This is a genomic window from Pseudomonas sp. P7758 (genome assembly GCF_013386485.1).
GTDB lineage: Bacteria > Pseudomonadota > Gammaproteobacteria > Pseudomonadales > Pseudomonadaceae > Aquipseudomonas.
This window is the reverse complement of the sequence record NZ_JACARS010000013.1, coordinates 1-21,759: the sequence shown is the minus strand read 5'-3', so window position 1 is coordinate 21,759 and position 21,759 is coordinate 1. Positions and strand designations below refer to the sequence as shown.

Sequence of the window (21,759 nt, the reverse complement as noted above, 5' to 3'; positions counted from 1 at the left end):
CTTTTTACTGTTTCCCCGATCTTCCCAGCGCTTTCGCTACCAGTTGCTCATAAAGTTCGGCATAGGGTTCCACTGCCTGGCACCAGTTGAACGGTGCGGCCATAGCCCGGCAACGCATGGCGTTGAGCAAGCCTGGGAAGGCGAAGACCTTGAACGCGCGGCTCAGGGCCGCTTCGTAGCTTTCGACAGTGGATTCGTTGAACAGGAAGCCGGTGACACCATCCTCGATAGTGTCGGCCAGGCCGCCGGTGTTGCGTGCAACCGGCAACGAGCCGAAGCGCTGGGCGTACATCTGGCTCAGGCCGCAGGGTTCGTAACGGGATGGCATCAACAGGAAGTCGCTGCCGGCGAACATGCGGCGCGCGTCGGTCTCGTTGAAGCCGATGCGCACGCCGATCTGGCCGGGAAAGCGCAGGGCCAGGGCACGCATGGCTTGCTCTTCTTCCGGCTCACCACGGCCGATGATCGCGATCTGGCCGCCATTTTCGACGATGAAACTGGCGACCGCTTCGGTCAGGTCCAGGCCTTTCTGGTAGACCAGGCGCGATACCACGGCGAACAGCGGGCCGGTGGAGTCGTGCAAGCCAAACAGGTTGCGCACATGGGCGGCGTTCTGTGCCTTGCCTTCCCAGTCACCAATGTTGAAAGGGTGGGTCAGGTGCGGGTCAGTGGACGACTCCCAGCTTTCATCAATGCCGTTGGGAATGCCGCTGAGCAAGCCTTGCTGGGTCTTGCTGGCGAGAAAGCCATCCAGACCGCAGCCAAATTCGGGGGTGGTGATTTCCTGGGCGTAGGTGGCGCTGACCGTGGTGATATGGCTGGAATACGCCATGCCGGCCTTGAGGAATGACAGCTTGCCGTAGAACTCCATGCCTTCTTGCTGCAAGGCGTGTTCGGGAATCCCCAGTTCCGGGCACGAGGCGAGGCTGACCACGCCCTGGTAGGCGAGGTTATGAATGGTGAACAGCGTTGGAGTGCGTGACCCACGCCAGTGCATATAGGCTGGCGCCAGGCCTGCTGGCCAGTCATGGGCGTGCACCAGGTCCGGGCACCAGTGGATCTGCGCCAGGTTGGCGGCAATATCGGCGGCGGCCAGGCCCAGGCGGGCGAAGCGGATATGGTTGTCGGGCCAGTCGCGGCCGTTGTTGGCGCCATAGGGCGTGCCTTCGCGCTCGTAAAGCTCGGGGCAGATCAGCACGTAGATAACCAGGCCGTCCTTGAGGTCCATGCGCCCGATCTTGCACGGTGGCAGCGCGGCGTGGCCCCCCAGCTCACCGATGATATGAATAGGGTTGTCGCTGTCCAGCACCTGCGGGTAGCCGGGGATCAGCACGCGCACATCGTGCAGGTGCGCCATGGCGCGGGGCAGTGCGGCGGACACGTCGCCCAGGCCGCCGGTTTTCACCAGGTCGGCCAGTTCGGAAGTGACAAACAGCACTTTTTTGCGATTGGGATTCACACGTGGGACCGGCCGCACCGTGTTGGGAAGGTCGGCCAATGAGGTCGGCCCGCCAACCGGCTGACTAAAACGCTCTCCCTGAGTATCTACAGCGGCACTGATCATAGTTCTCTCCCGAGTTCTGGTCGGCTGATGGCATATGGCAATCAGCGAAGGTTGACCGCGTCCTGCGGCCAGGCGCACAAGCGCTACACAGACTGGCAAGCCTTATGCCAGTTGTGCTGGAGTCTTAAATAGAGTGGATGGACGGGCGTTCGGTATGAACCGTCAGCACTCGCCTTACCTTAAACCTGACCTGTGGCAGAGTTGGAAAGTTTCGATTTTTTGCGGGGTTTTTGTTTTGGATCGGACCCATCGGTCATGAGTCTAGGACAGATCCCAGAGCCTGTGGGGTCTGTGGGGTATTTTTGTAGGACAAATTTTTTTCATGAGCCCCGTAGCAGCTGTCGAGCGCGCTCCGGTTCAGGATCGGCAGTGCGCCCGACGCAGCCTCGCTGGGGCTTGACAGCTGCTACAGGGGGGAGTGGGAGGTGAAATGTGTGCACTAGCTTAGTGCGCGAAGGGGCACTCCTTTGGCCCAGGCTTGGATGTCTTCGATCATTTGCTGGTAGAACTGGCGGTAGTTCTGCTCGCTGACGTACCCCACATGAGGGGTGGCCAATACGTTGGGCAACTGGCGGAATGGATGCCCGGCTGGCAGCGGCTCCTGGGCGTACACGTCCAGTGCCGCGCCCGCCAGCCGGCCATTGGCCAGGGCGTCAATCAAGGCGGCCTCATCGACAATCGGCCCGCGTGCCGTGTTCACCAAATGCGCCGTAGGTTTCATCCAGCCCAACGCTTCGGCGTCCACCAGCCCGCGGCTGCGGTCGCTGAGCACCAGGTGAATCGACAACACGTCCGCCTGTTCAAACAACTCGCGCTTACTGACCCAGGTCACGCCGCTTTCGGCAGCGCGCTCTGGGGTAAGGTTTTCGCTCCAGGCAATTACGCGCATGCCGAAAGCCTGGCCAAATTTGGCGACCTTCTGGCCAATGCTGCCCAGCCCGAGAATCCCCAGGGTCTTGCCGTACAAATCGCCGCCCAGGCCCACTTGCCAACCCCCGGCGCGCAGGGAATTGGCTTCGGCCAGCAGGTTGCGGGTGGACGCCATGATCAGTGCCCAGGTCAGTTCCGGGGCGGCGTGCTTGTAACTGTCAGTGCCGCCTACCTGGATACCCAGGGCCTTGGCCGCAGGAATGTCGATGGCGGCGTTGCGCATGCCGCCGGTCACCAGCAACTTGAGCCTGGGCAAGCCTTGCAACAGAGCCCGGTCGAAGGTGGTGCGTTCGCGCATCACGCAGATCACCTCGAACCCCTGCAAACGCTCGATCAACGTGGCGGTGTCCGCCGGGTAATCGTGGAGGAAGTGCACCTGGCCGACCGACGCCAGGACTGACCAGTCCACCACGCCACTGGCCACATTCTGCCAATCATCAATCACTGCGATCTGTACCGACATTCACGCATGCCTCGAAAAAGGTTGGATTAAAGGGCGTTCAGCCCTTGCAACAGTGCCTTGTGAAACTGTGACGGCTCTTCCATTTGCGGTGCATGGCCCAGGCCCGGGAATTCCACCAGGGTGGCGTGGGGAATCAGCTTGGCCACTTGCTTGCCCAGCACCGCGTAGTTGCCGAGCTTCGCCTTGACCGCCGGTGGCGCCAGGTCTTTGCCAATGGCGGTGTTGTCGGAGGTGCCGATCAGCAGCAGGGTGGGCATCTGCAGGTCCTTGAACTCGTAGTACACCGGCTGGGTGAAGATCATGTCGTAAATCAGCGCCGAGTTCCACGCCACCTGGGTGTGGCCGGGGCCTTTGTTCATGCCAGCGAGCATATCGACCCAGCGGTCGTATTCAGGCTTCCAGCGGCCGACGTAGTAGGTGTCGAGCTCGTATTGGCGGATGCCTTCGGCGGTCAGTTTCAACTCGCGCTCGTACCATTGGTCAACGCTGCGGTAGGGCACGCCGATGGCCTTCCAGTCTTCCAGGCCAATCGGGTTTACGAGGGCAAGTTGTTCGGTTTGCTGCGGATAGAGCAGGGCGTAGCGTGTGGCAAGCATGCCGCCAGTGGAATGGCCGAGCAGGGTAGCCTTCTGAATACCGAGTTTTTCCAGGAGTTGATGGGTGTTGATCGCCAGTTGCTGGAAGCTGTACTGGTAATTGTCCGGCTTGCTGGAGGTGCAGAAACCGATCTGGTCGGGAGCGATCACCCGGTAACCGGCGTCGCTCAGGGCCTTGATCGATTCATCCCAGGTGGCGCCGCAGAAGTTCTTGCCGTGCATCAGCACGATGCTGCGCCCGTTGGCCTTGCCCTTGGCCGGCACGTCCATGTAGCCCATCTGCAGGGATTTGCCCTGGGACTGGAAGGTGAAGTGCTCTACCGGGTACGGGTATTGGAAGCCTTGCAGCTCGGGGCCGTAGGTCGGACCTTCTTCGGCGGCGAAGGCGGGCAGGGCGCTGCCGAGCAACAGGCTGGCGACGCACAGAGAGCGGATCTTGGACATGGTTAGAGCTCCGGGAACAGTGCCCGGATGCTGTGGCGAGGGGATTAACGGGAGATTAAATCCAGTGCAGGGTGAGCATGGCCAGTACCCCGTAGCGCGCCCCTTTGGCCAGGGTCACCAGCACCAGGAACCGCCAGAACGGTTCGCGCATGACCCCGGCCACCAGGGTCAGCGGGTCGCCAATGATCGGCACCCAACTGAGCAGCAACGACCAATGGCCCCAGCGCTGGTAGTGGGTACGGGCCTTTTCCAGGTGCCTGGGGCTGACCGGAAACCAGCGTCGATCCTTGAAGCGCTCGACCGAGCGGCCCAGCAGCCAGTTGACCACCGAGCCCAATACGTTGCCGGCCGTTGCAACCCCGAGCAGCAACCACAGGCTGTAGTGCCCGCTGATCAACAGCCCCACCAGCACCGCCTCCGATTGCATCGGCAACAGCGTGGCGGCGCCGAAGGCGGCGAAAAACAGTCCCAGGTAACCGGCAAGCATCAATCAGCGTGCCGGATAGTCAGCCACTACCACGTCTTCGCCATCGCGAGTCAGGCCGATGACCTGATAGGCATCGCTGCTGCCGTCCATCTCCATGCCTGGCGAGCCCATGGGCATGCCCGGTGCTGCAATGCCCAGCAAGTCGTCGCGCTTGCGCAGGGCCAAGACCTGGTCGGCTGGCACATGGCCTTCGACGAACTTGCCGTCGATCACGCCGGTATGGCAAGACGCCAGGCGCGGCGCCACGCCCAGGCGTTGCTTGACCTCGCTCATGTTGCTTTCCACATGGTCGTTGACCTTGAACCCGTTGCTCTCCAGGTGGGCAATCCACTTTTTGCAGCAACCGCAGTTGGCATCACGGTGCACGTCAATCGGGATCAGCTCGGCAGCCTGGGCCAGGGTGCTCATGAGCAGGGCCGACAGTGCGGCCAGTCGCAGGGTGGTTTTCATCGTCATCTCATCGGATAAAGGGCAACAGCGGGGCATTCTCCCTGCTTTTTGGAAAAGGGTTTCCCGGGATTGTTACGAGGTTTTACGAAAAACCGACAGCACCAGAATAACCGCCTGGTGCTGTCGGAAAACTGAGAGGGATATGACGGTTTTGTCAGGCTGGCGGGGATTCCAGGCGCTGCTTGAGCTGATCAAGGGCCTGGTTGGACAGTGCGATCATGCGCTCATGCAGGGTGGTCAGTTGCAGTTCGGTTTCATAGGTGAGGATGCGCTTGAACAGCGTGCCGTTGCCCTGTACTTGCAGCAGATAATGAATACAGCCATCGACCGCCAATGAGGTGAACGCGGTCTTGAACTCCCGCGGTCGCTGCGCAATCTGCACGCGATAGCTCATGGGAACCCGCACACCCAGCAGGTCGATGGTTTCAGTGAAACGATGACCGGCAGGCAATGAGCCGGCGATACCGGTGTCGGCGCCCAGGGATGTCGGATGCCATTCATGCCAGCGATCCGGTTGGGTAACGTAGTCGTAAACATCGTCGATAGAGGCTTGTATATAGCGTTCCTGACTGATCCGCTCCAGACGGATCGGGTGCTCAACTGCGTGCATGACACACCTCCTGTGTGGCGGAGCGAACTGTCAGAATAGTCCGGCTCCCGCGCATTGCACGGGAGCTTTCAGGCTATTTTTTCAACGCACCTTGAAGCGACCCATCAATGCAATAACCCGGCCATTGGCATCCAGCAGGCTCTGGGTGTTGTGCTCCGTGGCGTGGCCGCTTTGCACCAGCTCTTCGACCATGTGGCGGATGTGCACCATGCTGCGGTTGATTTCCTCGGTCACTGCGCTTTGCTGTTCGGCGGCGGTGGCGATCTGGGTGCTGAGGTTGTTGATATGGCTGACGGAGCCGGCCATCTCGTCCAATCCCGTGTTCACCCGGGCCGTGGCGTCAGCCGCAGACTGGCAGCTGGCCTGGGTGGCTTCCATGGCCGTCACCGAGGAACTCACGCCCGTGGTCAGGCGCGCCAGCATCTCATTGATCTGCGAGGTGCTGGCCTGGGTGCGGGCGGCGAGGGCGCGGACTTCGTCGGCCACCACCGCAAAACCCCGGCCTTGTTCGCCGGCCCGGGCGGCTTCGATGGCCGCGTTGAGTGCCAGCAGGTTGGTCTGGCCGGCGATGGCACCGATCACACCAAGGGTTTCGGTGATGCGGGCGGCATCCTGGCGCATGTTTTCCACGGTGTGGGTGGCGCTGGAGACTTCGCCGATCAACGCGCTGACGCTGCGAGAAGCTTCCCCGACCACCACCCGCGAACGGTCGGCGTGCTCGTTGGCGCGCTGGGTGAACGCAGCCGTTTCGGCAGCGTTCTCGGCCACGGTGTCGGCGGTGGAACTCATCTCGGTGATGGCCGTGACGGTCTGGTCGGTTTCCGAGGCATGGCGGACCAGGATCTGGTTGGTCTGGGCCGACGTCTGCTGCAATTGCGCCAGGCTCGACGACATGGCGCCGGTGGCCAGGGTCACTTCTCCGATCATGTTTTGCAGGTAGACGATAAAGCGGTTCACCGAATGGCCAATCGCCCCCAGTTCATCCTCGGCGCGAATGGTGATGCGCCGGGTCAGGTCGGCATCGCCGTTGGACAGTGCGTCGATATTGGTCTTCAGCGCGGTCATCCGGTGCACCAGCTGGCGGATGGCGTACACCGCCAACAGCACCAACAGCAGGATCATCGGGATTTGCAGCATCGCCAACGTGCCCAGTACGTCATCACGTTGGGCGGTGATCAGCGAAGTCGGCAGCGCAGTAGCGAGGAACCACGGCGTGCCCTCGATCGGGCGCATGAAGAACGTGCTGGCCACGCCCTGGTTGTCGAACTCGCTGCGTTGCAGGGTTTGATCACGATGGGCCAGGCCGGCGCTGACCTGGGCGGCAAAGGCCGAGGTGCCGGCCAATTCGCTGATGTTCTTCAACACCACGGGGCCGCTGATGCGCGTGCTGTTGCTGATGATCTTGCCGTCGCCTTCGACGATCAGCATTTGCCCGCCGAGGTCTTTTTCCTTGCTGGCCACCAGGTCGTTGAAGAAGCCCAGGGTCACGTCGATGGTGGCGACGCCATAGGCTGCGCCGTCACGCTGGATCGCCATCGCGCAGTTGGTGCGTGGCTCCTGGCTGGCGTCATCCTTGTAGGCCGCCGCCCAGGCGCACTGGCCGCGGGGCGAAGCGAGGCCGCCCTTGTACCAGCTCTGGTCGTAGTAGTTGGGGGCCGCGTCGCTGTTCCAGAAGGTGTTCACCGCCAGCTTGCCCGAGGCATCGCGGTGCCAGAAGGTGCTGTGCTTGTTGCGTCCCGGGGTGCGTTGGTTGGGCAGGGGCCAGATGCCGCCGCCAAACACTTTCAATTCGCCGTACTGGTCCACCAGGCCTGGCAGCACCTTGTCGATGGCGTCGCTGTCCAGCAGCGGGATGGTTTGGGTGATGCTGCGTTGCTGGGCCTGAACCTTGTTCAGTTCGCCCTGGATCTGCTCGGCCACTTCGGCAATGCGATTGAGGGCCACCTGTTCTTCGGTGTGGCGCAGCTTGGGGGCCACCAACTGTCCGATGCCCACCACCGTCAAGACGAATAACAACAGGACGAACAGCACCAGGAACAGGGTGTAGCGGGCTTGGATAGAGCGCAATGAGGGCATGGGGTCGTCCTTACGAAGCGTTTATTGTGCGACGCGGCTTTGTTAGAGCTTCGAAGGGCTATCGGCTTGGGACGGGCGAGCTTGAGGCACTATCGTGCAAGAAAAACCAGGGCAGGGATTCAAGGCGCGGAGCTGGCGAGCCAGCCCCGATCCGGCGTGGCAGGATTATTTGTCCAGCATCTGCATGACCGCTTCCGGGTAGCGCAGCCCGGCTGTGGCGTTGGCCGGGAAGATGGCCTCCAGCGCCGCCAACTCGGTCGGGCTGAGCTTGACCTCCAGTGCCACGACGTTCTCTTCCAGGTATTTGCGTTGCTTGGTCCCCGGGATCGGGATCAGGTAATCCCCTTGCGCCAGCACCCAGGCCAACGCCAGTTGCCCGGCGGTCACGCCCTTGTCGGCAGCCAGGGCTTGTACCTGTTTCACCAGCAGCAGGTTCTTCGCAAAGTTTTCACCCTGGAAACGCGGGCTGAACCGGCGATAGTCATCCGCCGCAAAGTCATCCGGGCTTTTCAGCGCGCCGGTCAGGAAGCCGCGGCCCAGTGGGCTGTAGGGCACAAATGCGATTCCCAGGCGTTGGCAGGCCGCGAGGCAACCGTTGTCTTCCTGGTCGCGGCTCCATAACGAATATTCGCTTTGCAGGGCGCTGATGGGATGCACCTTGTGAGCGCGCTCCAGGGTAGCCGCCGACGCTTCACTCAAGCCCAGATAACGCACCTTGCCTTGCTTGACCAGTTCGGCCATGGCGCCAACGGTTTCTTCAATCGCCACTTCGGGGTCGATGCGGTGCTGGTAATACAGGTCCAGGGTTTCCACGCCCAGGCGCTTCAAGGTGCCGTCGATGGCCTCGCGAATGTATTCCGGGCGGCCGTTGACGCCACGCAGTGCCGGGTTCGCCGGGTCGCGCACGATGCCGAACTTGCTGGCGAGGAACACCTGGTCGCGCTTGCCGGCGATGGCCTTGCCGATCAGCGCTTCGTTGGTGTGGGGGCCATACATGTCGGCGGTGTCGAGCAGGTTGATCCCCAGTTCCAGGGCGCGGTGCAGGGTGTATATGGCTTCAGTGGTGTCGGTGCCGGTGGTGTAGAAATCGGTCATGCCCATGCAGCCGAGGCCGATGGCGGAAACCTGAGGGCCGTTCTTGCCGAGTTGACGTGTGTGCATGGGTCCAGCTCCTGTGTGGGAAGGGCTCCATTGTTGCCCTCGACAAAAGCGGGATAAACCGGCTAAAACCACTATCACTATTATGAAATTCTAAATAATCCCTGAAGGAAACCAGCCAGTGGACCGTTTCAACGCCATGCGCGTGTTTGTGCGGATTGTCGAGTTGGGCGGCTTTGCCAGGGCGGCCGACAGCCTGCAACTGCCGCGTGCCTCGGTGACCATCCTGATCAAGCAACTGGAGGCGCACCTTGGGGTGCAACTGTTGCAGCGCACCACGCGCCAGGTCAGCCCGACCCTGGACGGCGCCGCCTACTACCAGCGTTGCGTGAGCCTGTTGGCGGACCTTGAGGAGACCGAGGCGGTGTTCTCCACCAGCCGGCGCAACCCGCGCGGCACGTTGCGCATTGATATGCCGTCGGGGATCGGGCGCTTCCTGGTAATTCCGGCAATGCCCGAGTTCACCACGCGTTACCCGCAGATCGATCTGGAAATCGGCCTCAATGACCGCCCGGTGGACCTGATCCGCGAAGGCGTGGATTGCGTGTTGCGCGGCGGCCTGGCGCTGGACGAGTCGCTGGTGGCCCGGCCGCTGGCGATGATGGATCAGGTGACCTGCGCCAGTCCCGGCTACTTGCAGCAGTTCGGCGTGCCATCGACGCTGGATGAGTTGGCCGGCCATCAAGTGGTGGAGTATTTCTCCAGCACCAGCGGCAAACGCTATGGCCTGGAGTTTCAGATCGGCAGCGACATCCGCTTGGTCGACCTGCCCAAGCAAGTGGCGGTCAACAGTGCCGATGGTTACCTGGCGGCCTGTGAGGCGGGTTACGGCCTGGTACAGACGCCGTACTACCACGCCGTTCGCCAGTTGGAAGCGGGCACGCTGGTGGAGGTGCTGGCGCATCAGCCGCCGCCCAGGTTACCGCTGACGGCGCTGTACCCGCCGCATCGCCAGCTGTCGCAACGGGTGCGGGTGTTTGTCGATTGGCTGGTGGAGTTGTGTGCCCGGCCGGGCAATGGGTTGCAGCGTCAACCTTGAGCCTTGCGGTAGGCGCCGGGCTGGAAGCCGGTGACCTTATGGAAGGCCCGGGTAAATGCTGCCACCGATTGATAACCCACGGCGAGGGACACGTCCGCTACGGTCTGGTCCTGCTTGAACAGTTGGCAGGCGTGGCGCACACGCATCATCAGCAGCACTTGCCCCGGCGACTGCCCGCACAGTTCATTGAAGCGCTTGAAGAACGCCGAGCGCGACAGGCCGGTGCAGGCGGCCATGCTTTCCAGGGTCCAGGGCTCGGCCGGGCGTGCGATCAACTGCTCCAGCAGGTTGGCAAATGCCGGTTGCCGAGCCAGCGCCGCGAGGCCGCCGAGGTCGGTGTTGTCCAGCACCTGTTGGCGCAGCACATACAGGAACAGCAGGTGGCACAGGCGCTCCAGCAGGGCGGGCGAGGGCGCCGGCGTGCGCTCGCATTCCTGCAGGATCAGTTCGAACAGGTTGCGCGCGGCGGTCAGCGATGGATCACCGGCCCGCAGGATGATCCAGGCGGGCAGGGTGTCGACAATCATCGCCGACAGCCCGGACTGGAAGTGAAAGAACCCGCACACCAGGCCCACGCCGTCACTGGCTTGGCTGTCCAGTGGCAGCATCGGTTTGCGCGGGCATTCCTGGGCGCCGGTGGCGGTGCCATCGCTGGACAAGCGGTACGCCAGGTCTCGCAGCAGGAAGACTGCATCGCCGTTGTTCAATGGGTAAGGGGTCGAGTCGCCGTCGATGTGCATCCAGCACTGCCCTTGCACCACCAGATGAAAACTCGCGCTTGCCAGGCCATGGGTGCTGGCGTGCCAGTCGCCGCAGTAACGCCCGACGTGAAACAGGCTGGTGTTGAGTTCAAGGCTATCTAATAACCAATCGACGAGTGAACTGGACGAATTCATCTAACGGAAAGACTCTAGAGCAAGTAATCGCTACTTTAGACTATTGAGCGGATTTTTTATAACCAACAGACTTGGTACACGAATCCATGAGGAGACCACTCCATGTCCCGCGTACCGATGCTAACCCTGGAAACCGCTCCTGAGGCGGCCAAGCCCTTTCTGGAAAATGCCCTGAAGGGTTCCGGGTTCATCCCCAATCTGTTGGCGGTGCTGGCCAACGCCCCGGCAGCCCTGGAAACCTACATTACCGTGTCGGGCCTGAACGCCAAGTCTGACCTGAGCCTGGCCGACCGCGAAGTGGTGCAACTGATTGCCGCCACCAACCACGGTTGCGATTTCTGCGTCGCCGGGCACACTGCCGTAGCGCGCAACAAGGCCAAGCTGCCGGAAGACGTGATCGACGCCCTGCGCCAGCGCGGTGAACTGCCCAACGAGCGTTATGAGACACTGGCAGCGTTCACCCGTGAAGTGATCGCCACCCGCGGTGATGTCAGCGACGCCGGCTACACAGCGTTCCGTGAGGCAGGCTACACCGACGGTCATGCCCTTGAGGTTATTCTGGGTGTGAGCCTGGCCACCCTGTGTAACTTCGCCAACGTGTTTGCCCGTACCCCGTTGAACCCGGAACTGGCGCAATACCGTTGGGAAAAACCGGCTAGCTGAAGGCGCGCAAGCGTTCGCGATGGTAAACATGCTGCAACAAGGAGAAACATGAATGCTTGACCCAATCTTGAGCCGTTGGCTCGATGTTCAAGCGCAGGCCCTGGATGTGGGCAGTTGCGATCCGCAGGAAGTGCTGCCACGGCTGGCAGAGGCCAATGTATTACGTATCGGTGTGCCCAAGGACCTCGGTGGCCTGGGCGGCGATGTCACCGGCGCGGTGGAAGCTATCGCCGATGTGGCGAGCCATTCCCTGGCGTCGGCGTTTGTGTGCTGGGGCCAACGCTCGTTTATCGAATACCTGCTGCAAAGCCCGAACCAGCGCCTGCGCGAGCAACTGCTGCCGGACCTGCTGAGCGGCAAGCTGGCCGGGGCGACCGGGCTGTCCAACGCGATGAAGTTTTTGTCTGGCATCGAGTCGCTGCAAATCAGCGCCGAGCCGACCGACGACGGCTGGAATCTCAATGGCCGCCTGCACTGGGTGACCAACCTGCGCAAGAACGGGTTTGTGGTGGCTGCCGCCATCGAGCATGCCCAGGGCGGCGCGCCGTTTATCCTGGCGATCCCGGACTCGGTGTCCGGCCTGCAACGTTCCCGCGACCTGGAACTGCTGGGCCTGCAATCGAGCAATACCGCGGCCCTCGGCTTTGAAGCCGTGGAGCTGAGCCGCGACTGGTTGTTGCATGAGGATGCACGCAAGTTCCTGCCGGCCGTGCGCCCGGCGTTTCTGGGCTTGCAATGCGGCATGTCCATCGGCCTGGCGCGGCGCTCGCTGGCGGAGGTGGCCAATCACCTGGGCTCCAGCCGCACCGTATTGCGTGAAGAGCTGGAAGTGTTGCGTACCTCCCTGGAACAGGCGGTCAACGACCTGAAGAAAGGCCTGCTGGCCGGCCGCTTCGGCACTGAGCCGGTACCGTTGTTCCGCCTGCGCATCGCCCTCGCGGAAATCGCTGCCAGCGCTGTGCAACTGGAGCTGCAAGCCAGCGGCGGCAAGGCCTACCTGACGGCCCACGGCAGCGGTTTTGCCCGGCGCTGGCGCGAGTCGGCGTTTGTGCCGATCGTGACCCCGAGCCTGGTGCAGTTGCGCACCGAGTTGAACCGTCAGGCCAATCTATGAGCCAGGCGGTATTGCACGCCCAGGGAATTTGCCTGGGCTATGCGGGCAATTCGGTGCTGGAAGGTTTCGACCTGCAATTGCAGCCCGGCGAAGTGGTGTCGATCCTCGGCCCCAGCGGCGTTGGCAAGTCCAGCCTGCTGCGGGTGCTCGCCGGTTTGCAAGCGCCCCAGGGCGGCAGCATCCGCCTGTTGGGCGAGCCGTTGAATGGCCCGCACCCGCGGGTGGCGGTGGCGTTCCAGGACCCCAGCCTGCTGCCGTGGCTGAGCCTGGAAAAGAACGTCGCCTTCGGCCTGGACTTTGCCCGCCAGCCGCACCTCAGCCCTGAAGAACGTCGCAGCCGCGTCGACCATGCGATCCACGCCGTAGGCCTGGAACACGCCCGCCAGCAATTCCCGGCGGCGCTGTCCGGCGGCATGGCCCAGCGCACGGCGCTGGCGCGTTGCCTGGCACGCCAGCCGCAGGTATTGCTGCTGGACGAGCCCTTCGGTGCCCTGGATGAAGTGACCCGTGCCGACATGCAGCACCTGCTGCTCAAGGTCAATCGCGAGCAAGGTTCGGCGGCGGTGCTGATCACCCACGACATCGACGAAGCGCTGCTGTTGTCCGACCGGATTCTGCTACTGGGTAACCGCCCGGCGCGGACCCTCGGCGAATGGCGCATCGACTTGCCGCAACCGCGGGAAGAACAGGTGGAAGCCATTGGCACCCTGCGCATCGAGATTCTCAAAACCCTACGGCGGGCGAGCCGCACTGACCCCCAACCCCCTGAACTGCTGGAGCCTTGCCATGTGTCTGGATGACCTCACTCACTCGCGCCGTGACTTTCTCAAACTCTCGGCCGTGCTCAGTGCCGCCGGAGCCTTGCCATTGCTGAGCAGCTTGCAGGCCCGGGCGGCCAGTGAGCCGGACGCACCGGTACGCATCGGCTATTTGCCGATCACCGACGCCACGCCGTTGCTGGTGGCCCACAACAATGGCCTGTTCGAGGCCGAAGGCATCAAGGCCGAGCGCCCGGTGCTGCTGCGCAGTTGGGCCCAGGTGATCGAGGCGTTCATTTCCGGGCAGGTCAACGTGATTCACCTGCTGTCGCCGATGACCGTATGGGCGCGGTATGGCAGCAAGGTCCCGGCCAAGGTCGTGGCCTGGAACCATGTGGGTGGCTCGGGCTTGACCGTATCCCCAGGCATTACCGACGTGAAGCAACTGGGCGGCAAGTCGGTGGCGATTCCGTTCTGGTACTCGATTCACAACGTGGTGGTGCAGCAGTTGTTCCGCGACAACGGCCTGACCCCGGTGGCCCGTGCCGCCGGCAGTGCGATTGCCGCCAACGAGGTCAACCTGATCGTGTTGCCGCCCTCGGACATGCCGCCGGCCCTGGCCAGCAAGCGCATCGACGGCTACATCGTCGCCGAGCCGTTCAACGCCCTGGCGGAAAACCTCAACGTGGGCCGGGTGCAGCGCTTTACCGGCGACGTGTGGCGCAACCATGCGTGCTGCGTGGTGTTCATGCACGAGCATGACCTGACCAACCGCCCGGAATGGTCGCAGAAGGTGGTGAATGCAATCGTCAAGGCCCAGGTCTGGACCCGTGACAACCGTGAAGAGGCGGTGAAGCTGCTGTCCAAGGACGGCGAGAACCGCTACACCCCGCATGCCGAACCAGTGCTGCGCAAAGTCCTGGCGCCGGCTGCCAGCGACCGTGCGGCTTACCTGGCTGACGGCGCGATCCAGCACGCCAACTGGGACGAGCACCGCATCGACTTCCAGCCGTATCCATTCCCCAGCTACACCGAGGAACTGGTACGCCGCCTGAAAGACACGCTGATCGAGGGCGACAAGAAATTCCTCGCCGACCTGGACCCCGCGTTTGTCGCCAAGGACCTGGTGGACGACCGCTTCGTGCGCAATGCAATCGCGGCGGTGGGCGGTATGAAGACCTTCGGCTTGCCTGAGGGCTTTGAGCGAAACGAGGAGATTGGCGTTTGAACAACGGCAAAACCTTGGGGTTGCCGGGCTGGTTGCTTGGCTTGAGCGGGTTGGCGGGGTTGTTGTTGCTCTGGTGGCTGGGGGTGAAGGTCTTTGGCAGCGCGGACGGTTTGTCTGCGCGGTTTTCGCTGTCGGCGACCCTCGCCAGCCTGTGGGAGTTGCTGGGCCGCAGCGAGCTGTACCTGAACATAGCCGTGAGCCTCAAGCGGATCTTCGTCGGGCTGTTCCTGGCATTGCTGATTGGTGTACCGCTGGGCTTGCTGGTGGGCAGTTCGCGCAAGCTGGAGGCGGCAACCACGCCGGCGTTCCAGTTTCTGCGGATGATCTCGCCGCTGTCGTGGATGCCCATCGTGGTGATGTTGATGGGCGTGGGCGACCAGCCGATCTACTTCCTGCTGGCATTTGCCGCGGTGTGGCCGATTCTGCTGAATACGGCGGCGGGTGTGCGTCAGCTCGATCCGCGCTGGTTGCAACTGAGCAAGAGCCTGAGCGCCACGCGCTGGGAAACCTTGCGCCGGGTGATTATTCCCGGGGTGATGGGGCACGTGCTGACCGGCGTGCGCCTGGCCATCGGGATCCTGTGGATCGTGCTGGTGCCGTGCGAGATGCTCGGGGTCAGTGCCGGGCTGGGTTATTACATCCTCGACACTCGCGACCGGCTGGCCTATTCCGAGCTGATGGCGATGGTGCTTTTGATCGGTCTGTTGGGGTTTGCCCTGGATGCGTTTGCGCGGTGGCTGCATCAGCGTTGGGTGCATGGGGCCAACAGTTAGGCTCGGCCTTTTACAACAAACCCGACGTGATGTCGGGTTTGTTGGTTATGCCGCGTGATCAGCGATGGTAATACCCCGGTCCGCCTTCGCTGTAGCGATGGTCATGCCAACCGCCGCCGCCGTGGGGGAAAATAATGCAGCCGCTCATGCTCAACATGATCAGCAAGGGAATCAGCAGTGTGATTCGACGAAGCATTTCAAAATCCTCTAGGGTGCTCTCAGGTTCAATCAGGCGTTGGGCAAGCCAAAGTTTTTCATCGCCTGTAACATGAGACCCCGCCGACCCCAATCCATTCCCGCTAACAGGTATGTGCTTGGTGTGGTAGTCGATACAAAGTGGACACAATTTTTCAGCTTCAGGAACCCGTCATGACCCAAAAGCAACGTTTGAAATACTCGATTCTGATCTCCCTGCTGGTGCTGGGGACGATGTTTGGCCTGTCCTACTTGCAGAACAACGGGGTCATCAGCGAAAAGACGTTCCAGTACATCGCGATTGCGGTAGCGGTAACCGTGGTGGTGATCAACGGTGTGATGCGTCGCAAGGTCAAGCCCAACCTTTGAGTCAGGCCCGGCCTTCCAGGACTTTGGCAGCCTGCTCGTGCAGGCTGTAGCTCTTGTCGGCGTTCAGGATGATCACGCCTTCGGTGCACAGGCGCTTGAGCACCTCGCGCACGCTGAGAAACGACAACGGGATGCCCAGCTCCAGCAAATGGCTGTGCACGCCGCGCACGCCGAGGGTGCGCTGGTTGTCGGCGGCGGTCAGCAGGGCGTCGATGACCTTCAGCCGGATCAGGCTGGTGCGCAGGCCAAAGCATTTGAGCAAATGACGAATACGCTGGTTGCCATGTTCCGGCGCCTTGCCGAACGCCTGGTTGCCGGTGGCAAAACCTCCGTCATGCATGGGTGAGTGTCCTTCCGTGGGCAGTTGCGAGTTGTACATGCAGAAACTCCTTATCAGAGCCTGATCAGGAAAATGATGGCGCTCTTAGTTAATAAGACGTACGAGCTGCACAAATCATGAAGCGGGGGATGTAGAAATTTTGTCGGTAACATCCTGGAGACATACCGACCTGTCCGAATAAACGCCTGCGGCTGCTAAAATTATTCCCGGTATTTACGTCTTAACTGAGGTGTTGGCGAAGCTGTCCCTCGTCGCGGTGTTTAATTTGGCTGTGGAGTCTGCGTGATTATTTCCAACGGGTTGTTCAGGATGTGTGTGGCAGGGGCGTTGCTGGGGCTGAGTCTTTCGGCCACGGCGCGGGTGCAGGAGCAACAGGCCACCGCCGAGATCCGTCGCACCAGCTTTGGTGTCCCGCATATCCGGGCCAACGATGAGCGTGGGCTGGGGTTCGGCATCGGTTATGCCTATGCCCAGGACAACCTGTGCCTGCTGGCCAATGAGGTGGTAACGGTCAATGGCGAGCGTGCCAGGTACTTTGGTCCCGAGCAGGCGACCCTGGAAGGGCGTAACAACCTTGCCAACGACGTGTTCTTCACCTGGCTGAACACCCCCCAGGCCGTTGCGGCATTCTGGAAGGCCCAGCCCCCGGCGATGCAGCAGCGCATTGAAGGGTATGTTGCCGGTTACAACCACTACCTCAAGGAGCGCACTGCCCAGGGTTTGCCGGCGCAGTGCCAGGCGGCCTGGGTACGGCCGATCACGGCCGAAGACCTGGTCAAGCTGACCCGCCGGCTGCTGGTGGAAGGTGGCGTCGGACAATTTGCCGAGGCCCTGGTGGGGGCCACGCCGCCCAACACCGTCGCCCAGGTGGACAGCAAGGCGTTTGAGGTCGCGGCGGCCAACCAGCAACGTTTCGCCCTGGACCGTGGCAGCAACGCGGTGGCGGTGGGGCGTGACCGTTCGTTCAACGGCCGCGGCATGCTGCTGGCCAACCCGCATTTTCCGTGGGTGGGCGGCATGCGTTTCTACGAGATGCACCTGACCATCCCCGGCCAGCTGGATGTGATGGGCGCTGCGTTGCCGGGCCTGCCGGTGATCAATATCGGCTTCAACCAGCACGTTGCGTGGACGCACACCGTTGATACGTCCAAGCACTTCACCCTGTATCGCCTGACTCTGGACCCCAAGGACCCGACTCGCTATTTGCTGGACGGCAAGTCCGTGCCCATGGATAAAACCACGATCAAGGTAGCGGTAAAAACTGCCGACGGCGGTACCCGGGAACAGTCCCGCACGGTCTACAGCTCGCAGTTCGGCCCCATCGTGCAATGGCCGGGCAAACTCGACTGGGACGCCAAATATGCCTTCAGCCTGCGGGATGCCAACCTGGGCAACGACCGTGTGCTGCAACAGTGGTACGCGATGAACCGCGCAGCGAACCTCAAGGAACTGCAAACCTCGGTACACACCCTGCAAGGTATCCCGTGGGTCAACACGGTGGCAGCGGATGACCAGGGTCAAAGCCTGTACATGAACCTGTCGGTGGTGCCGAACGTCAGCGCGAAAAAGCTCGCACAGTGCAGTGACCCACGGGTCGGGCTGCAATTCATCATGCTCGACGGCTCTCGCAGCGCCTGCGCCTGGGACGTGGACCCGCGTGCCGCCCAGGCCGGGATCTTCCCCGCCGAGCAACTGCCGCAACTGGAGCGCACCGACTACGTGCAGCACTCCAACGACTCGGCCTGGCTGGTCAACCCCAAGGCACCCTTGACCGGGTTCTCGCCCGTTATCAGCCAGGACAAGATCGGCTTGGGCCCGCGTGCGCGCTTTGCCTTGCAACGCTTGCAGGAGCTCGACAAGCAACCGATCAAGGTCGCCGACCTGCAGAATATGGTCATGGACAACCAGGTGTATCTTGCCAGCCAGGTGATGCCGGACTTGCTGAAGTTCTGTGCGGGTGCCGATGCCAGCGTGAAATCGGTGTGCGACAGCCTGAAAAACTGGGACCAGCGCGCCAACCTCGACAGCGGCCTGGGCCTGGTGCACTTCATCAACCTGGCGGAGCAACTGGCGCAAGCGCCGGACGCGTGGAAGGTGGGTTTCGATCCGGCACAACCCCTGACCACACCACATGGGCTGGCGGTCGATCGGGCAAACGTGGCCAAGGCGCTGCATGAAGCGATGCTCGCGTCAGCCGCCGACGTGGCCAAGCGCGGGCTGACGGCGGACAGCCGCTGGGGTGATATTCAGGTCTCGGGCCTGACACCGATCCACGGCGGCCCGCAAGAGCTGGGCGTTTATAACGCCATGCAAAGCGTGCCTCGGGCCGATGGCAAGCGCGAGGTAGTCAGCGGCAGCAGTTACCTGCAGATCGTGACGTTCGACGAGAAGGGGCCCAATGCCGAAGGTGTGCTGGCATTCTCCTTGTCCAGCGACCCCGCGTCGAAATACTTCAAGGACCAGACCCAGGCGTTTTCCGAGAAAAAACTCAGCCCGCTGCCGTTTACCGAACAGCAGATCAAGGCGGACCCGCAGTATCAATTGCAGGTTATCCGTGACAAGGAAGAAGCCGGGCGGTAGGGTAGCCCACCAGGAATGCCTGCCCCTTGAGAGAATATTTTTTGAAATCAAGGGGTTGCAAGCCCTGGCAAATGAGTACATAATTGCGCCCATCGAACGCACTGAAGCATTAAAAACTTCAATGTTTTCAATGAGATAGAGTAGAGGCAAGCTTCACATAGCCCACTCAAGTTTGTATGCGGTGAATGTCGGTTGTAGGGCATTGATCGTTTGAGGCCGAGTAGCAAAATGGTTATGCAGCGGATTGCAAATCCGCCTACGCCGGTTCGATTCCGACCTCGGCCTCCACTCTTAAAGCCCCGTAGATCAATGATCTACGGGGTTTTTTATTGCCTGCGATTTGAGAACGTTTCCGCAACTTTTACAATCGTTTTCGCAACCCCCTGCACTTTGGGAGGCGTTGAGGGGGGGAGTCGCAACTGGTGGGGAGAGTTTGTGACGCGTTATTTCGTGGGCTTTACGATCTCACCCACGCGCCGATAGACCCGCTTGGTCATCTCTTCGGTGCTGTGGCCGAGCAGGCGGCTGGCATGTGTAAGCTCGATCTCGCTAGCGGCCTTTGGGCGGATGTCCTTGAACTGGAACTGGCGGATCAGCACGGCCAATGCAGGGTCACCGTCGGCGCCGGCTTTGACGGCTGCTTTTTCGCGGGCTTCATCCCAGCGGTTGCGCAGCATCTGCTGGCTCATTCGCAGGCCGGATGCGTTGGTGATCAACGTCGATGTTTTAATACCGTTCAGGGCCCTGCGTTCTAGGAGGTCGCTGATAAAAGCGCTCAGCCCAGATTGCACTCCGTCGTCTTCCAATCGCAGTCGAAGCTTCTTATCGGTTTTGCCTTGTGTCACCCCTAGGAATCCGCTGTTCAAATCTGTGGTGGCCACCTTGAGCACGTCGGCGGGGCGTTGGCCACTCAGGTAGGCCAGGTCCATGGCGTCCTTTAGTTCTTGGGCTGCCTCGGTATACACGGCGTTTCACACGGTATCGCCGGCATAACACTCGGCCCACGATCGGGCGCCGGGCGCCGGTCAGAACAACCACGGCTGTCGCTGGATTCATCAGAATATCGACGGGCGCGGAGGTCATGGGTGGTCTTGACAATAACTCTGCTGTGACCCCTCTGACGCTCAAGAATAGACTAGATGCCCTTTGGGTTTCGGCAACGACTGCTGTGGCTGGGGTACTGAAACTGTCTACTCAGGCTCAAGTGAACGCGGGCATCGACAACTCTACAGCCGTTACGCCGCAAACTCTGGGTGTTCGGTTGGCAACACTGATTGTAGGCGCAACAGAGGGGGTCGCAGGTATTATTAAAGTTGCGACCAATGATGTGATGGTTGGGTTAACTAACAATTCAGACGCAGTTACCGTGGCGAAGTTAAGGCTAGGGTTCTCTTTGTTGGGAGCGGCCAATGGTTATATCGTACTCCCGGTTTGGATGGGAGGGCTCATTTTTCAATGGGGTGAGACTGCTCACACTGGCTCTGACACCAAAATTACGAGTCTACCTATGGCCTTCCCTAATGGTGTAATGAAAGCTATAGGGGGGACCTTTGCTAATGCGTCTGTCGGACCGCAAGGCATTATCAAAACTGTAAGTTTGAATCAGATTACAACGTATTCGTCGGGCGGGTATAACGTGTCTTGGTTTGTAATTGGCTGGTAATTTAGGAGGGGTGCATGTCAAGACTATATAGCAAGTCCACCGGGAATCTTTATCTAGCGGGTGTGAATAAAGATATTCCAATGATGCAATAGAAATATCCGATGAGTTGGTTTTGTTAGTAATTGGGAATCCCGCACCAGGGGAAGTTCGTGCTCATGATGAAAATGGACTTCCTTTTCTCGTGGACGCTCCGCCGCCTACGGTAGAGCAGCTCGCGTCTATCGAGCGTGCTTGGCGCGATGCGCAGTTATTGGTTACTGACGGAATTATCAATCGGCACCGAGATGAGGTGGAGAGCGGCGAAGAAACCACGTTAACGATGGAGCAATACAGGGCGCTTCAGGGTTGCCGGCAGGGGTTGCGCAGTTGGCCAGAGACGCCAATTTTTCCTGACAGTACCGGTCGCCCCGTCGCGCCCACCTGGTTGATTGAGCAACTCAGCGAGTAAGAGGCTTTTCGTTATGCAAATTACAGAGCAGCAGCTACTGCTGATCCTCCCGAACGCCGGGCGCCAAGCCGGCGTTTATCAGCAGGCAGGCTTCCCGGCCACGATTAAGTGGCCTGTTGCACCAAGTTGATCTTTTCAGAATGTCAGGCGGCCGCCATTGAGCGTAACTGGCGAGATGGCGGGCTTCCATTGAGTGATGGTGCGGTGGACCGGCACCCCGACCAGGTGGAAGCGGGCTCTACCACATATCTGACGGCAAGGCGCTCCAGGCCGAGGCGCTGCGTGATTGGCCAGAGAGCGCACCGTTCCCGGACAACATAAAGCGTCCTAACGCCCCAGACTGGTTTATCCCGCCGTCCAGCAAGCCAGCCGGTGCCGATAAGTGCCGGAGCGCTTGTTTTGGCGTATGCTTCCTTCGCATCAAGAAATACCGGGTGCGGCGATCTGGTCTAGAATAAACCTGTTGCTGCAGGTTCTTATAGCTAAAGTGCATAGTTTTCGTATTTTAGGTTCCTGTTTTTTGATTTTTGGGAGGGTGTAACTCGTACCAATATATTAATGGCGCCGGAGATAATCTGACAGCTAAGGATGCACGAATTCACAAGGAGAGTTTTTTGATCATCACGCTAAGATCTAGAACATTTGAGTTTGTGTTGTTTTTGTCTGGATATTTTTTCTATAGGTTTCAATATGGAAGTGAAAATGAATACATATCGTTTAATCTGGGTGTTTTGCAAATCGCAGTTTCTATTTATGCCATAGTTAGATATCCGGTTAGGAGAAGGTCGCTAATTTTTGTATTGTTTTCATCTTTTTTTCTTCTTTTCTTGCAAATTGCATACTACGCTAATTTTGTAATACCCTGGTCCGGATTGCCAGGGGATGGGGCTGAATATCTTTATGCCGCTATAAGGC

Annotated in this window: 23 protein-coding genes and 1 tRNA gene; 12 read left to right on the top strand and 12 right to left on the bottom strand. The window is 60.7% G+C overall.

Translation table 11 applies throughout. The features are described from left to right. Nucleotides 1-4 precede the first annotated feature (4 nt). The 8 genes from glgA to HX873_RS03155 form a co-directional block, all read right to left on the bottom strand. The gene (gene glgA / locus HX873_RS03190; protein WP_087692372.1) at nt 5-1,564 is read right to left on the bottom strand and encodes a glycogen synthase GlgA; all 1,560 of its coding nucleotides are present in this window, start codon (nt 1,562-1,564) and stop codon (nt 5-7) included. Between the two features lie 439 nt (nt 1,565-2,003). Next, a complete protein-coding gene (locus tag HX873_RS03185) occupies nt 2,004-2,957 on the bottom strand; it encodes a D-2-hydroxyacid dehydrogenase family protein (RefSeq protein ID WP_102605557.1) in 954 nt (317 codons plus the stop codon). A 26-nt stretch (nt 2,958-2,983) separates the two neighbouring features. Next, nucleotides 2,984-3,997 (bottom strand): alpha/beta hydrolase, encoded by a 1,014-nt coding sequence (locus HX873_RS03180; RefSeq protein ID WP_177122364.1) that lies wholly within the window; start codon nt 3,995-3,997, stop codon nt 2,984-2,986. 55 nt (nt 3,998-4,052) lie between these two features. Then, nucleotides 4,053-4,484 (bottom strand): YqaA family protein, encoded by a 432-nt coding sequence (locus HX873_RS03175; RefSeq protein ID WP_177117078.1) that lies wholly within the window; start codon nt 4,482-4,484, stop codon nt 4,053-4,055. Nucleotides 4,485-4,487: 3 nt separating this feature from the next. Beyond that, nucleotides 4,488-4,934 (bottom strand): DUF411 domain-containing protein, encoded by a 447-nt coding sequence (locus tag HX873_RS03170; RefSeq protein ID WP_102368894.1) that lies wholly within the window; start codon nt 4,932-4,934, stop codon nt 4,488-4,490. 154 nt (nt 4,935-5,088) lie between these two features. After that, on the bottom strand, nt 5,089-5,544 hold the full coding sequence (locus HX873_RS03165; protein ID WP_003207553.1) for an SRPBCC family protein: 456 nt from the start codon (nt 5,542-5,544) through the stop codon (nt 5,089-5,091). Nucleotides 5,545-5,625: 81 nt separating this feature from the next. Beyond that, a complete protein-coding gene (locus HX873_RS03160) occupies nt 5,626-7,620 on the bottom strand; it encodes a methyl-accepting chemotaxis protein (protein ID WP_087692367.1) in 1,995 nt (664 codons plus the stop codon). A gap of 165 nt (nt 7,621-7,785) precedes the next feature. Then, nucleotides 7,786-8,781, bottom strand: coding sequence for an aldo/keto reductase (locus HX873_RS03155; protein ID WP_177122363.1), 996 nt, complete (start codon nt 8,779-8,781; stop codon nt 7,786-7,788). 118 nt (nt 8,782-8,899) lie between these two features. Here HX873_RS03155 and HX873_RS03150 point away from each other — a divergent pair, with 118 nt between their 5' ends. Further along, on the top strand, nt 8,900-9,817 hold the full coding sequence (locus tag HX873_RS03150; RefSeq protein WP_177067445.1) for a LysR family transcriptional regulator: 918 nt from the start codon (nt 8,900-8,902) through the stop codon (nt 9,815-9,817). Here HX873_RS03150 and HX873_RS03145 read toward each other — a convergent pair. Further along, nucleotides 9,808-10,713, bottom strand: a complete 906-nt coding sequence (locus HX873_RS03145; protein ID WP_087692364.1) for an AraC family transcriptional regulator — start codon at nt 10,711-10,713, stop codon at nt 9,808-9,810. The genes HX873_RS03150 and HX873_RS03145 overlap by 10 nt on opposite strands. A 102-nt stretch (nt 10,714-10,815) precedes the next feature. Here HX873_RS03145 and HX873_RS03140 point away from each other — a divergent pair, with 102 nt between their 5' ends. The 5 genes from HX873_RS03140 to HX873_RS03120 are packed head-to-tail and all read left to right on the top strand — an operon-like array spanning nt 10,816 to nt 15,249. Further along, nucleotides 10,816-11,376 carry a carboxymuconolactone decarboxylase family protein gene (locus tag HX873_RS03140; protein ID WP_003207562.1) on the top strand — a complete coding sequence of 187 codons (561 nt, stop codon included), beginning with the start codon at nt 10,816-10,818 and terminating at the stop codon, nt 11,374-11,376. Nucleotides 11,377-11,428: 52 nt separating this feature from the next. Next, complete coding sequence (locus HX873_RS03135; protein WP_003207563.1) at nt 11,429-12,490, top strand: acyl-CoA dehydrogenase family protein; 1,062 nt, start codon at nt 11,429-11,431, stop codon at nt 12,488-12,490. Further along, nucleotides 12,487-13,290 (top strand): ABC transporter ATP-binding protein, encoded by an 804-nt coding sequence (locus HX873_RS03130; protein ID WP_003207565.1) that lies wholly within the window; start codon nt 12,487-12,489, stop codon nt 13,288-13,290. The genes HX873_RS03135 and HX873_RS03130 overlap by 4 nt, the downstream gene beginning before the upstream one ends. Next, nucleotides 13,277-14,476, top strand: a complete 1,200-nt coding sequence (locus HX873_RS03125; protein ID WP_010171568.1) for an ABC transporter substrate-binding protein — start codon at nt 13,277-13,279, stop codon at nt 14,474-14,476. Before HX873_RS03130 ends, HX873_RS03125 begins: the two co-directional genes overlap by 14 nt. Nucleotides 14,477-14,490: 14 nt before the next feature. Beyond that, nucleotides 14,491-15,249, top strand: coding sequence for an ABC transporter permease (locus HX873_RS03120; protein WP_177122370.1), 759 nt, complete (start codon nt 14,491-14,493; stop codon nt 15,247-15,249). A 58-nt stretch (nt 15,250-15,307) separates the two neighbouring features. On the opposite strand, the gene HX873_RS03115 is transcribed toward HX873_RS03120, so the two are convergent. Continuing rightward, nucleotides 15,308-15,445, bottom strand: a complete 138-nt coding sequence (locus HX873_RS03115) for a hypothetical protein (RefSeq protein ID WP_003207572.1) — start codon at nt 15,443-15,445, stop codon at nt 15,308-15,310. Between the two features lie 173 nt (nt 15,446-15,618). Between HX873_RS03115 and HX873_RS03110 the strand changes: the two genes are divergently transcribed. Continuing rightward, on the top strand, nt 15,619-15,813 hold the full coding sequence (locus HX873_RS03110) for a hypothetical protein (RefSeq protein WP_003207574.1): 195 nt from the start codon (nt 15,619-15,621) through the stop codon (nt 15,811-15,813). A gap of 1 nt (nt 15,814) precedes the next feature. On the opposite strand, the gene HX873_RS03105 is transcribed toward HX873_RS03110, so the two are convergent. Further along, a complete protein-coding gene (locus tag HX873_RS03105) occupies nt 15,815-16,192 on the bottom strand; it encodes a fe2+ zn2+ uptake regulation protein (protein ID WP_177028199.1) in 378 nt (125 codons plus the stop codon). A gap of 243 nt (nt 16,193-16,435) precedes the next feature. On the opposite strand from HX873_RS03105, the gene HX873_RS03100 reads away from it, so the two are divergent. Both HX873_RS03100 and HX873_RS03095 read left to right on the top strand, forming a co-directional pair. Then, entirely contained in the window at nt 16,436-18,733 is a 2,298-nt protein-coding gene (locus tag HX873_RS03100) for an acylase (protein ID WP_177122362.1), read from the top strand. A 214-nt stretch (nt 18,734-18,947) separates the two neighbouring features. Next, a tRNA-Cys gene (locus HX873_RS03095) sits at nt 18,948-19,021 on the top strand. Between the two features lie 155 nt (nt 19,022-19,176). Here HX873_RS03095 and HX873_RS03090 read toward each other — a convergent pair. Continuing rightward, complete coding sequence (locus HX873_RS03090; RefSeq protein ID WP_371318391.1) at nt 19,177-19,698, bottom strand: tyrosine-type recombinase/integrase; 522 nt, start codon at nt 19,696-19,698, stop codon at nt 19,177-19,179. Between the two features lie 116 nt (nt 19,699-19,814). Here HX873_RS03090 and HX873_RS03085 point away from each other — a divergent pair, with 116 nt between their 5' ends. The 3 genes from HX873_RS03085 to HX873_RS31620 all read left to right on the top strand — a co-directional run. Continuing rightward, nucleotides 19,815-20,396, top strand: coding sequence for a hypothetical protein (locus tag HX873_RS03085; protein ID WP_008435096.1), 582 nt, complete (start codon nt 19,815-19,817; stop codon nt 20,394-20,396). Nucleotides 20,397-20,577: 181 nt separating this feature from the next. Further along, a complete protein-coding gene (locus HX873_RS31690; RefSeq protein WP_008435093.1) occupies nt 20,578-20,844 on the top strand; it encodes a phage tail assembly chaperone in 267 nt (88 codons plus the stop codon). Between the two features lie 614 nt (nt 20,845-21,458). Continuing rightward, nucleotides 21,459-21,759: hypothetical protein (locus HX873_RS31620; RefSeq protein WP_218170277.1), on the top strand; the 301-nt coding region annotated here is incomplete at its 3' end.